The sequence below is a fragment of the Amycolatopsis sp. FBCC-B4732 genome, from assembly GCF_023008405.1.
Lineage (GTDB): Bacteria > Actinomycetota > Actinomycetes > Mycobacteriales > Pseudonocardiaceae > Amycolatopsis > Amycolatopsis pretoriensis_A.
In genome coordinates, this window is record NZ_CP095376.1 from 2,704,096 (window position 1) to 2,721,984 (window position 17,889).

Below are 17,889 nucleotides of genomic sequence, written 5' to 3' on the forward strand. Positions count from 1 at the left end.
CGGAGTTGTCCATCGGGCTCGACGTCACCGGCCGAGCGCCCGTTCGAGTTCCTTCTTGGTCATCTTCGAGCGGCCGTCGATGTTCTTCTTCTTGGCTTCGTTGTACAACTGGTCCTTCGTGGGGCCGCCGGGGCCCTTGCGGTTGCCGGAACGCTCGCCGCCGCGCTGCTGCGGGGACTTGTCCTCGATCGAGGTCCGGCTGGCTTCCCGGGACTCACCCGACTGCGCGCGGTTCTTGTTCACGGTGCGGGCCGCGATTTCCTTGGCCCGCCCGGTGCTCACGCCGCGGTCCTCGGCCGAGTCCTTGATGTGCTCGTACTGGCGTTCACGCTTGCCGCTCCACGACTGAGGCATGGCAGCTCCCTTCCTGGCGCGAGACGGGTACCCGGGTGATCACCGGGTAAACGTCGTCTTCGCGTGGTTACCCACCGCATCGGCCGGGTACGCGACGGGCTGACCGAGAGGAGGCGCCGATGCGGATCGGCTACACCCTGATGACCGAGCAGACCGGGCCGAACGAACTGGTCCGGTTCGCCGCCGGTGCGGAAGCGGCCGGCTTCGACTTCGAGGTGATGAGCGACCACTACTCGCCCTGGCTGGCCGAGCAGGGGCACGCGCCCTACGCGTGGAGCGTGCTGGGCGCGGTCACCCAGAGCACCGAGCGCGTCGAGCTGATGACCTACGTGACCTGCCCGATCATGCGGTACCACCCGGCCGTGGTGGCGCAGAAGGCGGCGACCGTGCAGGCGCTCTCGGCCGGCCGGTTCACCCTCGGGCTCGGCGCCGGCGAGAACCTCAACGAGCACGTCGTCGGCCGCGGCTGGCCGCCGGCCAACGTCCGGCACGACATGCTCGCCGAGGCCGTCCAGATCATCGGCGGCCTGTTCGACGGCGGCCACTTCGACTACGAGGGCAAGCACTTCCGCGTCGACTCCGCGAAACTGTGGGACCTGCCGGAGAAGCGGACGCCGGTCGCCATCGCCGTGTCCGGCTCGCAGTCGGTCCGCCGGTTCGCCCCGGTCGCCGACGCGATGATCGCCGTCGAGCCGAAGGTGGAGCTGTCGCGGGAGTGGGACGCGACCCGGCTCGGGCCGCCGACCCGCAAGATCGCGCAGCTGCCGATCTCGTGGGGTGCCGACCGCGAGGCCGCGGTGAAGCGCGCGCACGAGCAGTTCCGCTGGTTCGCCGGCGGCTGGAAGGTCAACGCCGAGCTGCCCGGGCCGGCCGGGTTCGCCGGGGCGACGCAGTTCATCCGCGAGGAGGACGTCGCCGGCTCGATCGCGTGCGGCCCGGACGTGGAACCGATCGTCGAAGGCGTCCGCGAGTTCGAGAAGGCGGGCTTCACCGACGTGGCGCTCGTCCAGATCGGCGGTGACCAGCAGGAGGGCTTCCTCGACTTCGCCGAGAAGGAGCTGCTGCCGGCGCTGCGCGGCTAGCGAGCGGGCTCGGGCGCGGGTCCGGCCTCGGTGAGCCGCCGGTCCGCGCCCGTCACCCGCAGGGCGCGGCGGACCGCCGGGCTGGTCCCGGTGACGACGAGCAGCTCGGCGCCGCGCTGCTCGGCCTCGAGCGCGGCGTGGAGCAGCACCCGCACACCCGCGACACCGAGGAAGTCCACTTCGGACAGGTCGACGGCGAGCTGCTCCGGCGCCGCCCACAGCCGGTCGGTGAGCAGGGCGCCCAAGTCGCCGGCGGTCGCGCTGTCGAGTTCGCCGCGCACGGTGACGCGGACGGTGTGCGGGGCGGGCCACGTGGTGCGCAGCCGCAGGGCGGGACATCGGGCTCGGGAAGCGTTCATCGCGGTTCGCCGCCGTCCTGGCGCGGCCGGGCGCCGCGCCCTCGAAGGGGTTCGGGGCCGGCTGCTGGTTGAACCGTCTCCCGAAGCCTTGACCAGGTGTGAGCGGCCCGCAACCGCCGTTGCTCCGAACGGGCGCGTGCCGCGCCGAGGCGGTGACCGCTCGTGCCCGCGCTGATCGTGATGCAGTAATCTCGCGCTGGACCCGTTAAAGCGCTAGCGGCCCACTAGTGGCGCGCGCCCGGGTCCTCCCTGGTCTTGAGCGCCCTGAACAAAGGATGAGGGGCGTCGACCAGATGACGGGCGGCCACGAGCAGCTCACCGCGCGGCTGGACGAAGTCACGGTCGCGATGGAATCGCTGACCGCGATGCTGGACACCGAGCTCGACCTCGGCCAGATGTTGCAGGCGGTGTGCGACAACGTGGTGCACGTGGTGCCGGGAGCCGACATGGCGAGCATCACCCTGGTGCGCGACGGCGTACCGGAAACGGTGGCCAGCACCGATCAGCGAGCGGTCAACTTCGACCGCGAGCAGTACCGCATCGGCGACGGCCCGTGCCTGCGCGCGGCGGAGACCGGCCAGCCGGTCCGGGTGGGTGTCGGCGCGGTGGGTGATCTGTGGCCCCAGTTCGTGACGTCGGCGGAGCAGCTGGGCGTGGCGAGTTTTCTGGCGGCCCCGCTGACGGTGGACGAGGACATGTCCGGCGCGGTCAACCTCTTCGGCTTCGGCGAGCACGGTTTCAGCGAGCTGGGCACGAAGATCCTGGAGCTGTACACGGCGACGGTGGTGTTCGGCTTGCGCAGCGCGCGCCGGTACTTCGCGGGCCGGGAGCTGGCGGACCAGCTCAACCGGGCACTCGAGACGCGAGCGGTGATCGACCAGGCGAAGGGGATCTTGATGGCGGCGCACCGGATCACCGCGGAGGAAGCGTTCCAGCGGCTGGTGAAAAGGTCGCAGGACGGGAACCGCAAGCTGCACGAGGTGGCGGCGGAGTTCGTGGCAGCGGTGGCAACGACGACGGCTTGAGTGCCGCGCGGCGGTCGTGGTTCGGTGGCGGCCGGTGTTCGGCGGGACGGAAGTTGCGGTCCGGCGGGCGGCGGCGGTCGTGTGTGGTGGCAACCGGTGGGTGGCGCTGCCTGGTTGGGTGGATGCCGAGTTTGCGGCGCCCCGGACGGGCGCAGAGTTGTTCCGGCGAGCGGCGATTCCGGCCGTGTGGGGCCGACCCGGCGGGCGGTGCTGCCTGAGTGAGGTGGATGGCGAGTAGCGGCGCTTCGGGCGGGCGCGGAGGCTGTGTCCGGCGGGCTGCGGCAATTCCGGCCGGGCGGGGCCGACGTTCCCCGGCGAGCCGGCGGGCGGTGCCGCCTGGGTGGGTGGATGACGAGGTTGCTGCGATTCAGGCGGGCACGGGGCTGTGTCCTGCGGGCTGCGGCGATTCCGGCCGGGTGGGGCGACCCGGCGGGCGGCGGCGATTCCGGCCGGGCGGGGCCGACGTTCCCGGCGAGCCAGCGGGTGGTGCTGCCTGGGTGGGGTTGATGCCGAGTTTGCGCGCTTCAGGCGGGCGCGGGGTTCCCGCGGGTTGCGGCGCTTCGGGCGGGCGCGGGGGCTGTAGCCGGCGGGCGGCGGCGGTCCCGGTCGCCTGGGGCCGACCCGGCGACCCGGCGGGCGGTGGTGCCCGGCTGAGGTGGATGCCCAGTCTGCCGCACCCCAGGCAGGCGCGGGTCTGTTCCCGCGGCCTCGCTGCGCCGTACGCCCGCGGTCCGCGGCAGCCAAGCGGTCACCGCCGGTAGCTGTTCGGCACCGAGTCGCCGGGGACCCTACGCCCGCCGACCGAGCCCACAGCGTGTAGTCCCCGCCGCGGCACACTCACCCCGCCGGTACCTCGTCCGGCGGCGCGTCCGGCTCCACCGCCTGCTCCTGCCGGCCCCGGCCCAGCTGGCACGTCGTGCACACCAGCGTCCGGCCGAGCACCGTGCCGTCGTCCGCGACCACCTGCGCCACGTGCATCGTCGGGAAGCCGCAGACCTCGCAGGGGAGTGAGCCGCCTTCGCGGCTGATGCGGATCTGGGTGCCCATCCGGCCTCCTGATGTGACGTGGGTCTCACCTACCTTGCCGTCTCCTGGGCCTGAGCCGGGCGATTTCACTCGTTCGGCGCAACGTTCGGTGTCTCCGGAGGGCGTGCCGGCGCCTCCTGTGTTTCAGGGAGTGATCCGGGGTAACCGGCCGGTGAAGACGCACCGGCGGATGCCCGGAGGGGAGCGGAGATGCGAGACAAGCGGAACGACCTGCGACCGGTGGCCGACCTCCTGCTGGAGGGCGGTGACTCCCCGCAGCAGGAGCGCACCCGGCACAAGGCGGCGCTGGCGGTGGCCGCGCAGGCCAAGGATCCGGAGGACTGCGCCCAGCTGCTGGAGATGCTCGGCCTGCACCGCGGTGGCGGGCGCGCCAGCGAAGTCGCCTGAGCGCCGTCACGCTGAGTTTCGGGCGGCCGCCGGACGGGTATCGCTGCCCGTGAGGAGGTCGACATGGCGAGACCGGTGTGGAGCGGCGCGCTGAGCCTGGGGCTGGTCACCGTCCCCGTCGAGCTGTACCCCGCGGTGGCGGACCACACGATCCACTTCCACCAGTTCGAACGCGGCACGTCGGACCGGATCCGCAACCGCCGCGTCAACGAGCGGACCGGCGACGAGGTCGACCGGGACGAGATCGTCAAGGGCTACGAGCTCGGCGGCGGCGACCACGTGCTCGTCGAGCCGGACGAGCTGGACGAAATCGCGCCCGAACGGTCCCGCCGGATCGACATCGAGCAGTTCGTCGAGCTCGACGACATCGACCCGTGGTTCTTCGACAAGACGTACTGGCTCAAGCCGGCGAAGGACGACTTCGCGAAGGCGTACGGCCTGCTGCTGCAAGCCATGGACCGCAGCGAGAAGGCCGGCGTCGCGAAGTTCGTGCTGCGCGGCAAGGAATACCTCGCGGCAGTCCGCGCCGGCGAGGGCGTCATGGTCCTCAACACCCTGCACTTCGTCGCGGACCTGCGGAAGCCGAAGGACGTCATGGGCGAGCTGCCCAAGCTCCCGAAGCCGCGGCCGAAGGAGCTCGACATGGCGCTCGCGCTGGTCGACGAGATGACCGCGCCCTGGAAGCCCGAGGACTTCCGCGACGAGTACTCCCAGCGCGTCGAAAAGCTGATCAAGGCCAAGAAAGCCGGCAAGGAGATCACGCACGAGGAAGAGCCGGAACCGTCGGCCGACGTCGTCGACCTGTTCGAGGCGCTCTCGCGCAGCGTGAAGAACCGCAAGAAGCCGGCCGAGGCGAAGAACCGCAAGAAGCCGACCCGGAAGGGCCTCGCCGAATTGTCCAAAGCGGACCTGGACAAGCTCGCCCGCGAGCAGGGCGTCAAGGGCCGGTCGAAGATGACGCGCGCCCAGCTGGAGAAGGCGCTGAAGGCCTCGTGACCGGACCCGGCTGGCGCGAGCCCACCCTGGCCACGCTCACCGGCCGCCGGTTCTCCGACGCGGACTGGATCTTCGAGCGCAAGCTGGACGGCGTCCGCGCGATCTGCGTCCGCGACGGTGGCCCGCCGACGCTGTACTCGCGCAACCACAAGGTGATGGACAACGCCTACCCCGAGATCGTCGAGGCGCTGGCGGCCCAGGGCGGCCCGCGGTTCGTCGCCGACGGCGAGATCGTGGCGTTCGACGGCGCGAACACGAGTTTCGCCGCGCTCCAGCCGCGGATCCACGTGAGCGACCCGGACCGTGCCCGCGCGACCGGCGTGCGCGTTTACTACTACCTCTTCGACCTGCTGTACTTCGACGACCAGGACACGACCGGCCTGCCACTGCGGCAGCGGAAGGCGCTGCTGCGGGACGCGTTCGGCTTCGAGGGCCCGCTGCGGCTGTCGTCGCACCGGAACACCGAGGGCGAGAAGTTCTTCGAAGAGGCTTGCCGACGCGGGTGGGAAGGCGTCGTCGCCAAGCGGGCCGACGCGCCCTACCACCACGGGCGGTCACCCGACTGGCTGAAGTTCAAGTGCGCGCAGGGCCAGGAGCTCGTCATCGGCGGCTTCACCGACCCGCAGGGCTCGCGGCACGGCTTCGGCGCGCTCCTGCTCGGCTACCACGAAGACGGCGGCCTGAAGTACGCCGGCAAGGTCGGCACCGGCTTCGACGACGAGCTGCTGACGTCGCTGCACGCGCGGTTGCGGAAGCGGGAGACGCCGGACTCGCCGTTCGCCGGCGCGGTGGGGGAGCGCGGCGCGCACTGGGTCCGGCCGGACCTGGTGGCGCAGATCGACTTCTCGGAATGGACGCGCGACGGGCGGCTGCGGCACCCGCGGTTCGCCGGGCTGCGCGAAGACAAGAAGGCCGGCGACGTCGTACGGGAGCGGGCATGAAGATTTCGCACGCGGACAAGGTGTTCTACCCGGCCGATGGCGTGACCAAGGGCGACGTCGCCGAGTACTACCGGACCGTCGCGGACGTCATGGTGCCGCACCTGCGCGGCCGCCCGCTGACCTTGCGGCGCTTCCCCGACGGCATCGCGAAGCAGGGCTGGTTCCAGAAGCACCCGGGCGAGCACTTCCCGGACTCGATCCGCGTCGAGAGCGTTCCCCGCAGCGGCGGCGGCACCGACGACTACGTGGTGTGCGACGACGCCGAAACGCTGGAGTACCTGGCGGACCAGGGAACGGTGGAGTTCCACGTCTGGCTGTCCACTGTGGACGCGCCCGGGCGGCCGGACCGCTTGGTGCTGGACCTCGACCCGCCGGACGGCACCCCCGTCGCCGAGCTGCGCGCGGTCGCCCGGCGCATCCGCGACCAGTACGAGCGCGTCGGGTTGACGGCGTTCGTCCAGGCCACCGGCGGCCGCGGCTTCCACGTGCTCGCACCGCTGGACGCGAAGACGGACACGGAGGTCGTGCTGGAGCTGTCCCGCGCGCTCGCCGACCGCGTGGCGGAGACCGATCCGGACCGGCTGACCACGGCCCAGCGCAAGGAAAAGCGCGGCGACCGGATCTTCCTGGACGCCAACCGCAACGGCTACGCGCAGACGTTCGTGGCGCCGTATTCGCTGCGGGCCCGCCCCGGTGCGGCGGCGGCGACACCGCTGGACTGGCGGGAACTCGGCAAGGCCGAACCGGCCGGCTGGAGCCTGGCGAAGGAGAAGCAGCGGCTGGCCCGCAAGGACGACCCGTGGCGCGACCTGGACCGGCACGCGGGGTCGGCCGAGGCGGCGCTGAAGCAGCTGGACTGAGGGCGCGCGGCTCAGCCGAGCAGCTTGCCCGCCGCCTTCAGGTCCGCCACGAAAGCCGCGTACGCTTCGTCCCGGTCCGGTGCCCGCAACACCGCCGACGGGTGCACCGTCGCCACCGCGGACGGCACCAGGTCGGCCAGGTCCTCCGGCGGCTCGACCGGCTCCCCGCGGTGCTGGGTGAGCCGGAACTCGGTGCCCAGCAACGACTGCGCGGCCGTCGCGCCCAGCAGCAGCACCAGGTCCGGGCGGACCGCTCGCAGTTCCGCCAGCAGCCACGGGCGGCAGGCGACGACCTCGGTGCGGCCCGGCTTCCGGTGGATCCGGCGCTTCCCCTCGCGCTTGAACTTGAAGTGCTTGACCGCGTTGGTCACGTACAGCGACCGCCGGTCGAAGCCCGCTTCCTCGAACGCGCGGTCCAGGAGCTTCCCGGCGGGGCCGACGAACGGCTCACCCGCCACGTCTTCCTTGTCACCGGGCTGTTCTCCGACGACGAGGACCTTCGCCCCGGCCGAGCCTGCACCGAAGACCGTCTGCGTGGCGTCCTGATACAGCGAGCACCCTTCGCAGCCGGACGCCGCCGACCTCAACCGGGCGAGATCGGTGGTGTCCGGCGGCTCGGCGCGGCGGTGATCCGGCATGGGGCGGGAGATTCCCGTTCGCCGCGCCGAGTAAACCCGGCGACCCCGGGTAGCCGCCGGCTAACCGGATGGAAGGAGTTCACGATGACCACCGCACGCGACATCATGACTCCGGACGCGACCTGCGCCCGCGAGTCGGACACCGTGCACGACGCCGCGGTCACCCCGGCCCGCAAGGGAGTCGGCGCGCTGCCGAGCTGCGGTGAGGACGACCGGCTGAAGGGCATGATCGCCGACCGTGACATCTTCGTGAAGGTGCTGGCCGAGGGCAAGGACCCGCGGGCGCTGCACGTCGGCGAGCTGGCGGGGGGCGGGGTCGTGACGATCGGTGCCGATGACGACGTGGCGGAGATCCTGCGCACGATGTCCGAGCACCGCGTCCGCCGGCTGCCGGTGATCGACGGGCACGAGCTGGTCGGGATCGTCGCGCAGGCCGACGTGGCCCGGGCGCTGCCGAACCCGAGCGCCGGCGAACTGGTCGAGGCGCTGTCCTACGACTGATCGCCACGCGGCGCGGGGACCCGAGGGGGTATGACGCGCAGCCGGGGAAAGTGGAAGTGGCGACCCGCGTCGCCCTGGACACGCCGGCGGACCTGGCCGAGCACTACCCGCCGGGCGTCGCGGACCAGGCGAAGCGGGTCGCCGACGACCCGGCGGTGCTCGGGCTCGGCGACGTCAACGCCTGGCCGATCTGCCCGATCAGCCGCTTACCCGACGATCTGGTCCGCACGGTGAAGGACCTCGCGACCTCGTTCGGTGCGATCAACCTCGAAGACATCGCCGCCCCGCGCTGCTTCACCGTCGAGCGGCGGCTGCACGATGAGCTCGACATCCCCGTCTTCCACGACGACCAGCACGGCACCGCGGTGGTCGTGCTCAGGGCGCTCCACAACGCGCTGAAGCTGACCGGCCGCGACCCGGCCGGGACGTCGGTTGCTGCTGCTCGCCGGCTACCCGGCCCACGGGATCGTCTGCGACCGCGAAGGCGTCCTGCACGAGGACCGCGACCTGATGGGCGAAAAGGGCTGGCCGGCGGCGAACACCAACGCCGGCGGCACCACCGGAACGCTTCAGGAGGCCTTGCGCGGCGCGGACGTCTTCCTCGGCGGGATCCTGGCGCCGGCGGATGTGGCGGCCATGGCCGGCCGCGCCATCGTGTTCGCGCTGGCCAACCCGGACCCGGCGGCGGCCGGGCGGCACGCGGGGATCGTCTCAACCGGCCGCAGCGACTTCCCCAACCAGATCACCAACGTACTGGCGTTCCCGGCGATGTTCCGCGGCCTGCTCGACTTGGGCGCGCCGCGGGTGACCGCGCACATGCTGCTCGCGGCGGCCCGCGCGCTGGCCGACGTCGTGGGGGAGGACCTGGCACCGGGGCGGATCGTGCCGAGCGTGTTCGACGAGGGATTGGTGCCCGCGATGGCCGAAGCGGTGGCGGGCGCGGCGAAGGCCGCCGACCAGTCCACTGTGGACTAGTGGGCGCCCGCGGTCGGGGAGGCGCCGTCTTCGGTGGGCTGGCGCTCCGTCTCGGCGCGGGCGATGTGCCACGCGACCAGCGCGCCGGCGCTCACCGTGCCCCAGAGCACGAGGGCGGCGTCCCTGGCGAACAACCCGACGAGCAGCATGACCACGGCCGTGACGTCGCAGAGGATCAGCAACAGGTTGAAGCGCCTGGACCCGCGCAGCTCGCGGCCGCTGAAGGCGGCGGCGAACGCCGGGTCGCTCGCCCGCAGCTCGGCTTCGATTTCGCGCAACGCGTGGTGGTCTCGCTCCGGAAGCATGGGTCCTCCTAGCCTCGGCTACCGGAGTGGTACCCGCTCGCGGCCCGTTCGAAGCGGTCCTTCACCGGAAAGTCAGTGGTTGTCGCGCGGAATGCCCTTCGTCTCGGCGATCCGCTGGTACGCCACGGCCGGGCGCAGCACCATGCCGTCGCAGAGCTGGTCGACCATCGACCGCTGGATCTCCTGCCACGGCGTCTGCGACTCCGGCACCGGGTAGCCGCCCGCTTCGGCGAGCTCCTGGTGGCGCGCCGCGAGTTCGTCGTCCGGGATGAGGACGTCGGCGGTGCCCGCGGCCAGGTCGATCCGCACCCGGTCGCCGGTCCGCAGGACGGCCAGCCCGCCACCCGCCGCGGCTTCGGGGGAGGCGTTGAGGATCGACGGCGAGCCGGAGGTGCCCGACTGGCGGCCGTCGCCGAGGCAGGGCAGCTCGTGCACGCCGCGTTTGATCAGCTCCGCCGGCGGCCGCATGTTCACGACCTCCGCGGAGCCCGGGTAGCCGAGCGGGCCCGTGCCGCGCATGACCAGCAGCGAGTGCTCGTCGACGCCGAGACCGGGTTCGTCGATGCGGGCGTGGTAGTCCTCCGGGCCGTCGAAGACGACCGCGGTGCCCTCGTAGACCCCGCCGGCCAGGTAGCGGCGCCGGAACTCGGGGGAGATGACGCTCGACTTCATGATGGCCGCGTCGAAGAGGTTGCCCTTGAGGACGAGGAACCCGGCGTCGGCGGTGAGGGCGGTGTCGAACGTCCGGATGACGTCCCGGTCGCCGGCCTCGGCGTCGCGGCAGTTGTCGCCGAGCGTGCGGCCGTTGACCGTGCGGGCGTCTTCGTGGATCAGGTGGTGCCGCATGAGCTCGTGCACGACGGCCGGGACACCGCCCGCGCGGTGGAACTCCTCGCCGAGGTACTTGCCCGCGGGCTGCAGGTCGACCAGCAGCGGGACGGCGTGGCCGAGCCGCTGCCAGTCGTCGAGGGGCAGGTCGACGCCGATGTGCCGGGCGATGGCCCCGATGTGGATGGGCGCGTTGGTCGAGCCGCCGATCGCCGAGCTCACCACGATGGCGTTTTCGAACGCTTCGCGCGTGAGGATGTCCGACGGCTTGATGTCCTGGTGCACCATCTCGACGATCCGGCGTCCGGTCAGGTAGGCGATCCGCGCGCGATCGCGGTGCGGCGCGGGGATGGCGGCGCAGCCGGGCAGGCTCATCCCGAGCGCCTCGGCGAGCGCGTTCATGGTGGAGGCGGTGCCCATGGTGTTGCAGTGCCCGGGCGACGGCGCGGACGACGCGACGAGCTCCATGAACCCGGCGTCGTCGATCTCCCCGGCGGCGAGCAGTTCGCGCGCCTTCCAGATGATGGTGCCGGAACCAGTGCGTTCGCCCTTGTACCAGCCGTTGAGCATCGGCCCGCCGGACAGCACGATGGCCGGGAGGTCCACGGTCGCGGCGGCCATCAGGCACGCGGGCGTGGTCTTGTCGCAGCCGGTGGTGAGGACGACGCCGTCGATGGGGTAGCCGTAGAGCGTCTCGACGAGCCCGAGGTAGGCGAGGTTCCGGTCCAGGGCGGCGGTCGGGCGCTTGCCGGTCTCCTGGATGGGGTGCACGGGGAACTCGATGGCGATCCCCCCGGCCTCGCGGATGCCTTCCCGGGTGCGGTCGGCGAGCTGGAGGTGGTGGCGGTTGCAGGGGGTGAGGTCGGAGCCGGTCTGCGCGATCCCGATGATCGGCTTGCCGGACTGCAGCTCCTCCCGGGTGAGACCCCAGTTCATGTACCGCTCGAGGTAGAGCGCGGTCATCCCGGGGTCGGCCGGGTTGTCGAACCAAGCTTCGCTGCGCAGTCCCATACCGTGCAGTCTGTCAACGGCGGCGCCGGAATGCACGCCCCTCACGCCCACCCCGGCTCCGGCACCAGGCGGCGCGGTGGTGCCGCGAATGACTCATTGGGGGACGTTGGTGGTCGCGAATGAGTCGTTCGCGACCTTCGGTGCGCCGCGGGCTGCCGGTGCGGGCGTCGGCCGGGCCGATCCCTCGGGTCGTGCTGCATCCCTCGCTGGGGGTCGTGGCGGCGATCCGCGGCGCCGGGCGGTGGTGCCGCGAATGACTCATTGGGGGCGTTGGCGGTCGCGAATGAGTCGTTCGCGACCCTCGGGCGAGCCGCGGACCGCCGGGTGCGGGCGTCCGCCTGGCCCGGATCCCTCGGCCAGGCGAACGCCCACGGCGCGGGATCGTGGCGGCCACCCGCGCCGGTGGCCGCCACGAACCTCCAGGGCTCAGCCCAGGCCGTTCATCCCGATCACCCGGGAGTACCACTGCGCGCTGCGCTTCAGCGTGCGCACCTGGGTCGCGTAGTCCACGTGCACCAGCCCGAACCGCTTCGCGTACCCCTCGGCCCACTCGAAGTTGTCGAGCAGCGACCAGTAGAAGTACCCGCGCAGGTCCACCCCCGCCGCCAGGGCGTCGTGCGCCGCTCGCAGGTGGGAGTCCAGGAACGTCACCCGGTCGGTGTCGACGATCTCGCCGCCGTCGGCGATGACGTCCGGGTAGGCCGCGCCGTTCTCCGTGATGTACAGCGGCACCCGCCGGTAGCCGCGGTGGACCTGGAGCAACGACTCCGTCAGTCCGGCCGGCTGGACCTCCCAGCCCGAATCCGTGCGCGGGGCCGCCGGGTCCGGGACGAAGTGGACGTCGCCCGCGCCGACCCACTCCGGGCCCGCCGGCTCGCTGCCCGGGACCGGGCGGCCCGCGACGCGGTAGTCGCGGTAGTAGTTCACGCCCAGCCAGTCGACGTGGGCCGCGATGACCGCCGCGTCCTCGTCGCGCACGACGTCGGCGAGCCCGAACGGCGTCAGGTCGGCGACCAGGTCGTCCGGGTAGCCGCCGCGCAGGACCGGGTCGAGGAACAGCCGGTTCTGCAGGCCGTCGATGCGCCGGGCCGCCGCGACGTCGGCGACGTTCGCCGGGTCGTGCGGGGCGACCGGGTACAGGTTCAGCGTGATCCCGGCCGGGACACCCGGCGCGTGGCGGCGGATGGCGTCCATCGCCAGCCCGTGGCCCAGCAGCAGGTGGTGCGTCGCGGCGACGGCGGCGGGGTGGTCCGTGCGGCCGGGCGCGTGGATGCCGCCCGCGTAGCCCAGCATCGCCGCGCACCACGGCTCGTTCAGCGTCGACCAGCTGGCGACGCGGTCGCCGAGGCGCTCCAGCACCGTCTCGGCGTACTCGGCGAACCGGTAGGCGGTGTCCCGCGAGGTCCAGCCGCCCTTCTCCTCCAGCGCCTGCGGCAGGTCCCAGTGGTAGAGCGTCGCCCACGGCTGGACGCCCGCCTCCAGCAGGCAGTCGACCAGCCGGTCGTAGAAGCCGAGCCCGGCGGCGTTCGGCTCGCCGCCGTCCGGCCGCACCCGCGGCCAGGCCAGCGAAAAGCGGTAGGCGCCGAGGCCGAGACGTCGCATCAGGGCGACGTCCTCGCTGTACCGGCGGTAGTGGTCGGCGGCCGGGTCGCCGGTGTCGCCGCCCACGACCGCACCCGGACGGCGCGCGAAGACGTCCCAGACCGAGTCGGTGCGACCGTCGGCCGAGGTGGCCCCTTCCACCTGGAACGCCGCGGTGGCAGCGCCCCAGACGAACCCGGTCGGGAACATCAGCGCTGTCTCCGCCCGAACGCTGTCGGGATGTACGGACATGTTCACCCTTTCACGGCACCTTGCATGATCCCGGCCACGATCTGGCGGCCGAGGAGGACGAAGACGATGAGGATCGGGATGGTGGCCAGGGTCGTGCCGGCCAGCACCAGCGAATAGTCGACGTAGTAACCGCTCTGGAGCTTCTCCAGCGCGACCTGGACGGTGGGGTTGCCCGCGTCCAGCACGACGAGCGGCCACAGGAAGTCGTTCCAGGACGTCATGAACGTGAACATCGCGAGGATCGCCGCGGCCGGGCGCACGGCGGGCAGGCAGACGTTCCAGAAGATCCGGATCATGCTGCACCCGTCGACGCGCGCGGCCTCGATGAGCTCGTACGGCAGGGCGTCCACTGTGTACTGACGCATCCAGAAGACGCCGAACGCGGTGACCAGGTTGGGCACGATCACCGACTGCAGGCCGCCCGCCCAGCCGAGCTCCGACATCGCGATGAACAGCGGGATGATGCCGAGCTGCGTCGGCACGGCCAGCGTGACGACGATGAACACGAACATCCCGTTGCGGCCCTTGAACCGCAGCTTGGCGAAGGCGAACCCGGCCAGCGACGAGAACAGCACCGTCGTGAGCGTCACCGTGCCGGACACGATGACGCTGTTGGCCAGCGCCTTCCAGAACGGGACGGTGTCGAACACCCGGGCGGCGTTGGCGAAGAAGTTGCCGCCGGGCACGAAGGGCGGGATGCGTTCGGTGAGCATCCCGTTGTCGCGGCTGGCCACCAGGAACGACCAGTAGAACGGGAACAGCGAGCCCAGCACGAAGATCGCGAGCACGATGTACGTCGCCTTGCGCGGTTTCCCGAGCGTGGCGACGGACTTCCGGATGTCCGCGTTGCGGATTCTGCTCTGCAGGGTCGTCATTTCTTCTTCACCGCCGGGGTGCGCGCCAGCCGGCCGGTGAGGAAGAAGTTCACCAGCGCGATGAGCACGATGATCACGAACAGCACCCAGGCGATCGCCGAGGCGTAGCCGAGGTTGTAGTTCTCGAACGCCGACTGGTAGAGGTACAGCGTCACGGTCTGGAACTGGTTGGTGGAGCCGCCGTTGTTCGACCCGGGCATGGCGTCGAACAGCTTGGGCTCGGTGAAGATCTGCAGGCCGCCGATCGTCGAGGTGATCGTGACGAAGATCAGCGTCGGCTTCAGCAGCGGCAGCGTGACGGCGGTGAACCGCCGCCACATGCCCGCGCCGTCGATCAGCGCGGCCTCGTGCAGCTCCTTCGGGATGGCCTGCATGGCGGCCAGCACGATCAGGGCGTTGTAGCCGGTCCAGCGCCAGTTCACCATGATCGCGATGGCGACGTGGCTGCCGAAGCGGCTGGCCTGCCAGTCGATCGGGTCCAGCCCGATGGTCTGCAGGACGCCGTTGATCAGGCCGTACTTGGGGCCGAACAGGTTCGCGAAGATGATGCCGATCGCGACGAGGCTGGCCGCGTACGGCAGCAGGATGCCGACGCGCCAGCCGGTCGCGCCGCGCAGCCGGGCCCCGAGCAGGGCCGCCAGCAGCACCGCGATGACGAGCTGCGGGATGCTGGAGAGCAGGAAGATGCTGACCGTGTTGGCCAGCGCGTTCCAGAACTGGCTGTCGGCGAACAATTCCTTGAAGTTGTCGAAGCCGATGAACTCCGGGTTGTCGTCCCCGGCCTTCCAGTCGAACATCGAGACGTACGCGGTGTAGAGCAGCGGGAACAGCCCGACGATCCCGAACACGATGAAGAACGGTGCGACGTAGAGGTACGGCGATACCTTGACGTCCCACCGGCTCAGCTTGTGCCGGAAGGTGGGCCGGGGAGACGTGCGCTCCCCGGCCTTGCTCCCTTCCGGCGCGACTTTGTCGATGACGGTCATGAGGTCAGCGGGTGATCTTCTTCGCCTGGTCGACCAGTTGCTGCCAGCCGTCCGCCGCCGACTTGCCCTGTTCGACCGCCTGCAGCGCCGGGCTGGAGGCGTTCTCCTGGATCTGGCCGTCGCCCGGGCCCTTGTACTGCGGCTTCTGGACCTTCTTGGCCTGCTCGGCGAACAGCTCGCCGACCTTCGCGCCGCCGAAGTAGGCGTCGGTCTGGCTCAGCAGCGTGGGGTCCGAGAGCGCCTTGACCTGGCTCGGGAAGGTGCCCTTGGCCTGGAACGCCTTGATCTGCTGCTCCGGCGCGGTCAGCCACGCGGCCAGCTCGGCGGCTTCCTTCGGGTGCTTGGACTGCGTCGGCACGGTCAGGTACGAGCCGCCCCAGTTGCCGCCGCCGCCGGGGAAGGCCGCGGTGACGGCCCACTTGTTCGCGTTCTCCGGGCCGGCCTGCTCCTTGATCACGCCGAGCATCCACGCCGGGCACACCTTCGTGGCGAAGGCGCCCTGCTTGAAGCCGGAGTTCCACTCGTTGCTGAACGCGGTCAGCTTGGCCGACTCGCCCTTCGCGACGGCGTCGGTGACCTTGGTCCAGGCGTCCTTGATGCCCTGGTTGCCCTCGACGGCGAGCTTGTCGTCGCTGCCGATGTAGCCCTGGGGGAGCTGGTTGACCATGGCGTTGAAGTTCTGCGCGGCCGAGTCGAACCAGGCCTTGCCCTTGGACTTGGCGACGTAGTCGGCGCCGGCGGCGAAGTAGCTGTCCCACGTGGCGAACAGCGGCTTGACGGCCTCGGGGTCGTCCGGCAGCCCGGCGGCCTTGAACATGTCCTTGCGGTAGCACATGGCGAGCGGGCCGATGTCGGTCCCGTAGCCGATGACCTTGCCGTCCTTGGTCTTGGCGGCGTCGTACTTCCAGCCGAGCCAGCGGTCGGGGGAGGCGTCGGCGGGGCCGATCTTGGTCAGGTCGTTGAACTTCGAGCCCTTGTCGAGCACGTCGGACAGGTGGCCCTCTTCCACCGCGGCGACGTCGGCGAGACCCGAGCCGGCGGCCAGCTTGGTGATGAGGTCCTGGTGGTACGGGCCGCCCTGGCCGGTCTTGCGGTGGGTGACCTTGATGTTGGGGTGCAGCCGCTCGTACTCCGGGATGAGTGCCTCGTAGCCGAACTCGGTGAACGTCGACAGCGTGAGCTCGACGTGCTCGTTCGGGTTCGCGGCGGCCGGCGTCTGGTCACCACCGCCACCGCAGGCCGTGGCGCCGAGCGCCGTCATCGTGATGCCCAGTGCGAGGACCAGGCCGTTCCGGATCGTTCTCACGTGTCCAACCACCTTGTTGACGGGAATGAGCGCTCTCACTGCTGGGAGCCGATCTGGGAGCGCTCCCAGGTGTCGCAGAGTCTGCTGGGGCCCTCCACCGGTGTCAAGGGGTCGTAACCGGAGTGTTTCCTGCGAGGAGCGCTCCCGGACTTCGTCCACGCTTGCCGGTTAAGCTGTCGACGTCCGGGTGGTTGAGGGAGCGAGGGCGGTAGGTGTGGGGCCTCGAGCAGGGGATGAAGAGCGGCCGACGCTGGAGGACGTCGCGGCGTTCGCCGGCGTCTCGCGGTCGACGGCGTCGCGCGCGCTGAACGACGACGCGTACGTCAGCGCGGCGGCGCGCGAGAAGGTCCAAGCCGCGGCCCGTGACCTGGGCTATTCCCCCAACCAGGCGGCCCGTTCGCTGGTCACCCGCCGCACCGGCGCGATCGCCGTGGTGCTCTCGGAGCCGGAAGCCCGGCTCCTCGACGACCCGTACCGGACGTCGGTCATGCGCGCCGGGTACCGCGAGCTCGCCGACATCGGCCGCCAGATGGTGCTGATCTTCAGCGACACGCGCGAAGACCTGAGCAAGACGGTCCGGTTCCTCGAGGGCGGGCACGTCGACGGCGCGCTGGTGTTCGCGCCGCACCGCGCCGACCCGCTCCCCAAGGCACTGCGCCTGCTGCGCATCCCGGTGGTGTTCGGCGGCCAGGCGGCCGGCATCCGCCGCGGCGTCCACGTGGTCGACTTCGACAACGAGGGCGGCGCCCGCCTGGCGGTGGAACACCTGGTCGCGGCCGGGCGGCGGCGCATCTGCACGATCGCCGGGCCCCAGGACCAGAGCGCCTCGATCGACCGCCTCGCCGGCTGGCGCAAGACCCTCCTCGACGCCGGCCTCGACCCCGCCGACCTGGTCGAAGAGGCCGACTTCACGCTGTCCGGCGGCGCGAACGCGATGTCCGCCCTGCTCGCCCGCCACCCGGACCTCGACGCGGTGTTCGTGGCGAGCGACATGATGGCGGTGGGCGCACTGCGCACCCTGGACGCGGCGGGCCGCCGCATCCCGGCCGACGTGGCGGTGGTCAGCTTCGACGACAACGCGACCCTCGCCCCGGCGATGGACCCGCCGCTGACGTCGGTGCACCAGGACCCGCGCGAGCAGGTCCACGCGATGGTGGAGACGCTGCTGCAGCTGCTCGACGACCAGAGCCTGAAACCGCGGCAGCAGGTCCTGCCGGTCTCGCTGGCGGTGCGCGCCTCGAGCTGAGGTTCGGTTGCGCGCGCCTCCAGCTGACGTTCGGGCCGCTCCCGCCGGGCGGCCCTCGGCGGTGCGCGCCTCGAGCTGAATTCCCGCACCGGCGGAGGCGAGGGTGTGCACGGCCGCAGCCGGCCCGCATCGACCCGCCCTTCGAGTCCGCCCGTTTCACGCGCTGCCGCCATTCGGGCGTGCGCCGATCTCTCGCGTGCTCAAACCGTGGGTCCGGTCGACGGCGTCGATAGGTGTCACCCTTCCGGCCGAGATGTACGCCTTCGGCGCTAAACGGCGTTTCCTCACCACTCCAAGTCACCACAAGACTGCGCCGAACGAGTGAGGCACCCAC

20 protein-coding genes are annotated in these 17,889 nt (G+C 71.3%); 9 read left to right on the forward strand and 11 right to left on the reverse strand.

All coding sequences use genetic code 11. The features are described from left to right. Nucleotides 1-24 precede the first annotated feature (24 nt). Nucleotides 25-354: a plasmid stabilization protein gene (locus tag MUY14_RS11515; RefSeq protein WP_247022955.1), complete on the reverse strand. Its 330-nt coding sequence runs from the start codon at nucleotides 352-354 to the stop codon at nucleotides 25-27. Nucleotides 355-473: 119 nt separating this feature from the next. On the opposite strand from MUY14_RS11515, the gene MUY14_RS11520 reads away from it, so the two are divergent. Continuing rightward, nucleotides 474-1,436, forward strand: a complete 963-nt coding sequence (locus MUY14_RS11520; RefSeq protein WP_247022956.1) for a TIGR03557 family F420-dependent LLM class oxidoreductase — start codon at nucleotides 474-476, stop codon at nucleotides 1,434-1,436. Here MUY14_RS11520 and MUY14_RS11525 read toward each other — a convergent pair. Further along, a complete protein-coding gene (locus MUY14_RS11525) occupies nucleotides 1,433-1,795 on the reverse strand; it encodes an STAS domain-containing protein (protein WP_247022957.1) in 363 nt (120 codons plus the stop codon). The two genes, MUY14_RS11520 and MUY14_RS11525, sit on opposite strands and share 4 nt — an antisense overlap. Before the next feature lie 293 nt (nucleotides 1,796-2,088). On the opposite strand from MUY14_RS11525, the gene MUY14_RS11530 reads away from it, so the two are divergent. Continuing rightward, nucleotides 2,089-2,820: an ANTAR domain-containing response regulator gene (locus tag MUY14_RS11530; protein ID WP_247025112.1), complete on the forward strand. Its 732-nt coding sequence runs from the start codon at nucleotides 2,089-2,091 to the stop codon at nucleotides 2,818-2,820. A gap of 837 nt (nucleotides 2,821-3,657) precedes the next feature. On the opposite strand, the gene MUY14_RS11535 is transcribed toward MUY14_RS11530, so the two are convergent. Next, complete coding sequence (locus MUY14_RS11535; RefSeq protein ID WP_247022958.1) at nucleotides 3,658-3,867, reverse strand: hypothetical protein; 210 nt, start codon at nucleotides 3,865-3,867, stop codon at nucleotides 3,658-3,660. A gap of 189 nt (nucleotides 3,868-4,056) precedes the next feature. Here MUY14_RS11535 and MUY14_RS11540 point away from each other — a divergent pair, with 189 nt between their 5' ends. The 4 genes from MUY14_RS11540 to ligD (MUY14_RS11555) all read left to right on the forward strand — a co-directional run bounded on the left by MUY14_RS11540 (nucleotide 4,057) and on the right by ligD (MUY14_RS11555) (nucleotide 7,051). Beyond that, entirely contained in the window at nucleotides 4,057-4,254 is a 198-nt protein-coding gene (locus MUY14_RS11540) for a hypothetical protein (protein WP_247022959.1), read from the forward strand. A 63-nt stretch (nucleotides 4,255-4,317) separates the two neighbouring features. After that, on the forward strand, nucleotides 4,318-5,250 hold the full coding sequence (locus tag MUY14_RS11545; protein WP_247022960.1) for a Ku protein: 933 nt from the start codon (nucleotides 4,318-4,320) through the stop codon (nucleotides 5,248-5,250). Further along, complete coding sequence (ligD, locus tag MUY14_RS11550) at nucleotides 5,247-6,191, forward strand: non-homologous end-joining DNA ligase (protein ID WP_247022961.1); 945 nt, start codon at nucleotides 5,247-5,249, stop codon at nucleotides 6,189-6,191. The genes MUY14_RS11545 and ligD (MUY14_RS11550) overlap by 4 nt, the downstream gene beginning before the upstream one ends. Further along, a complete protein-coding gene (gene ligD, locus MUY14_RS11555; RefSeq protein ID WP_247022962.1) occupies nucleotides 6,188-7,051 on the forward strand; it encodes a non-homologous end-joining DNA ligase in 864 nt (287 codons plus the stop codon). Before ligD (MUY14_RS11550) ends, ligD (MUY14_RS11555) begins: the two co-directional genes overlap by 4 nt. Nucleotides 7,052-7,062: 11 nt before the next feature. Here the strand turns inward: ligD (MUY14_RS11555) and MUY14_RS11560 are convergent, their stop codons facing one another. Then, on the reverse strand, nucleotides 7,063-7,689 hold the full coding sequence (locus MUY14_RS11560; protein ID WP_247022963.1) for a UdgX family uracil-DNA binding protein: 627 nt from the start codon (nucleotides 7,687-7,689) through the stop codon (nucleotides 7,063-7,065). Between the two features lie 84 nt (nucleotides 7,690-7,773). On the opposite strand from MUY14_RS11560, the gene MUY14_RS11565 reads away from it, so the two are divergent. After that, nucleotides 7,774-8,190 carry a CBS domain-containing protein gene (locus tag MUY14_RS11565; protein ID WP_247022964.1) on the forward strand — a complete coding sequence of 139 codons (417 nt, stop codon included), beginning with the start codon at nucleotides 7,774-7,776 and terminating at the stop codon, nucleotides 8,188-8,190. A gap of 103 nt (nucleotides 8,191-8,293) precedes the next feature. On the opposite strand, the gene MUY14_RS46850 is transcribed toward MUY14_RS11565, so the two are convergent. Further along, the gene (locus MUY14_RS46850) at nucleotides 8,294-8,419 is read right to left on the reverse strand and encodes a hypothetical protein (RefSeq protein WP_281506284.1); all 126 of its coding nucleotides are present in this window, start codon (nucleotides 8,417-8,419) and stop codon (nucleotides 8,294-8,296) included. 203 nt (nucleotides 8,420-8,622) lie between these two features. Here MUY14_RS46850 and MUY14_RS11570 point away from each other — a divergent pair, with 203 nt between their 5' ends. Then, nucleotides 8,623-9,165 carry a malic enzyme-like NAD(P)-binding protein gene (locus tag MUY14_RS11570; RefSeq protein WP_247022966.1) on the forward strand — a complete coding sequence of 181 codons (543 nt, stop codon included), beginning with the start codon at nucleotides 8,623-8,625 and terminating at the stop codon, nucleotides 9,163-9,165. Here the strand turns inward: MUY14_RS11570 and MUY14_RS11575 are convergent. The 6 genes from MUY14_RS11575 to MUY14_RS11600 all read right to left on the reverse strand — a co-directional run bounded on the left by MUY14_RS11575 (nucleotide 9,162) and on the right by MUY14_RS11600 (nucleotide 16,309). Then, nucleotides 9,162-9,470 carry a DUF3040 domain-containing protein gene (locus tag MUY14_RS11575; RefSeq protein WP_247022967.1) on the reverse strand — a complete coding sequence of 103 codons (309 nt, stop codon included), beginning with the start codon at nucleotides 9,468-9,470 and terminating at the stop codon, nucleotides 9,162-9,164. The two genes, MUY14_RS11570 and MUY14_RS11575, sit on opposite strands and share 4 nt — an antisense overlap. Before the next feature lie 72 nt (nucleotides 9,471-9,542). Further along, nucleotides 9,543-11,309, reverse strand: coding sequence for an IlvD/Edd family dehydratase (locus MUY14_RS11580; RefSeq protein WP_247022968.1), 1,767 nt, complete (start codon nucleotides 11,307-11,309; stop codon nucleotides 9,543-9,545). Between the two features lie 426 nt (nucleotides 11,310-11,735). After that, a complete protein-coding gene (locus MUY14_RS11585) occupies nucleotides 11,736-13,148 on the reverse strand; it encodes a GH1 family beta-glucosidase (RefSeq protein WP_247022969.1) in 1,413 nt (470 codons plus the stop codon). Beyond that, on the reverse strand, nucleotides 13,145-14,017 hold the full coding sequence (locus MUY14_RS11590) for a carbohydrate ABC transporter permease (RefSeq protein ID WP_247022970.1): 873 nt from the start codon (nucleotides 14,015-14,017) through the stop codon (nucleotides 13,145-13,147). Before MUY14_RS11590 ends, MUY14_RS11585 begins: the two co-directional genes overlap by 4 nt. Then, nucleotides 14,014-15,003: a carbohydrate ABC transporter permease gene (locus MUY14_RS11595; RefSeq protein WP_247022972.1), complete on the reverse strand. Its 990-nt coding sequence runs from the start codon at nucleotides 15,001-15,003 to the stop codon at nucleotides 14,014-14,016. Before MUY14_RS11595 ends, MUY14_RS11590 begins: the two co-directional genes overlap by 4 nt. A gap of 4 nt (nucleotides 15,004-15,007) precedes the next feature. Further along, nucleotides 15,008-16,309, reverse strand: coding sequence for an ABC transporter substrate-binding protein (locus MUY14_RS11600; RefSeq protein ID WP_247022974.1), 1,302 nt, complete (start codon nucleotides 16,307-16,309; stop codon nucleotides 15,008-15,010). Between the two features lie 250 nt (nucleotides 16,310-16,559). Between MUY14_RS11600 and MUY14_RS11605 the strand changes: the two genes are divergently transcribed. Beyond that, the gene (locus MUY14_RS11605; protein ID WP_247025113.1) at nucleotides 16,560-17,555 is read left to right on the forward strand and encodes a LacI family DNA-binding transcriptional regulator; all 996 of its coding nucleotides are present in this window, start codon (nucleotides 16,560-16,562) and stop codon (nucleotides 17,553-17,555) included. The last annotated feature ends 334 nt before the right edge of the window (nucleotides 17,556-17,889 follow it).

Coding starts and splice junctions, on each gene's coding strand:
- MUY14_RS11515 (WP_247022955.1), bottom strand. CDS start 354: ATGCCTCAGTCGTGGAGCGGCAAGCGTGAACGCCAGTACGAGCACATC.
- MUY14_RS11520 (WP_247022956.1), top strand. CDS start 474: ATGCGGATCGGCTACACCCTGATGACCGAGCAGACCGGGCCGAACGAA.
- MUY14_RS11525 (WP_247022957.1), bottom strand. CDS start 1,795: ATGAACGCTTCCCGAGCCCGATGTCCCGCCCTGCGGCTGCGCACCACG.
- MUY14_RS11530 (WP_247025112.1), top strand. CDS start 2,089: ATGACGGGCGGCCACGAGCAGCTCACCGCGCGGCTGGACGAAGTCACG.
- MUY14_RS11535 (WP_247022958.1), bottom strand. CDS start 3,867: ATGGGCACCCAGATCCGCATCAGCCGCGAAGGCGGCTCACTCCCCTGC.
- MUY14_RS11540 (WP_247022959.1), top strand. CDS start 4,057: ATGCGAGACAAGCGGAACGACCTGCGACCGGTGGCCGACCTCCTGCTG.
- MUY14_RS11545 (WP_247022960.1), top strand. CDS start 4,318: ATGGCGAGACCGGTGTGGAGCGGCGCGCTGAGCCTGGGGCTGGTCACC.
- ligD (WP_247022962.1), top strand. CDS start 6,188: ATGAAGATTTCGCACGCGGACAAGGTGTTCTACCCGGCCGATGGCGTG.
- MUY14_RS11560 (WP_247022963.1), bottom strand. CDS start 7,689: ATGCCGGATCACCGCCGCGCCGAGCCGCCGGACACCACCGATCTCGCC.
- MUY14_RS11565 (WP_247022964.1), top strand. CDS start 7,774: ATGACCACCGCACGCGACATCATGACTCCGGACGCGACCTGCGCCCGC.
- MUY14_RS11575 (WP_247022967.1), bottom strand. CDS start 9,470: ATGCTTCCGGAGCGAGACCACCACGCGTTGCGCGAAATCGAAGCCGAG.
- MUY14_RS11580 (WP_247022968.1), bottom strand. CDS start 11,309: ATGGGACTGCGCAGCGAAGCTTGGTTCGACAACCCGGCCGACCCCGGG.
- MUY14_RS11590 (WP_247022970.1), bottom strand. CDS start 14,017: ATGACGACCCTGCAGAGCAGAATCCGCAACGCGGACATCCGGAAGTCC.
- MUY14_RS11595 (WP_247022972.1), bottom strand. CDS start 15,003: ATGACCGTCATCGACAAAGTCGCGCCGGAAGGGAGCAAGGCCGGGGAG.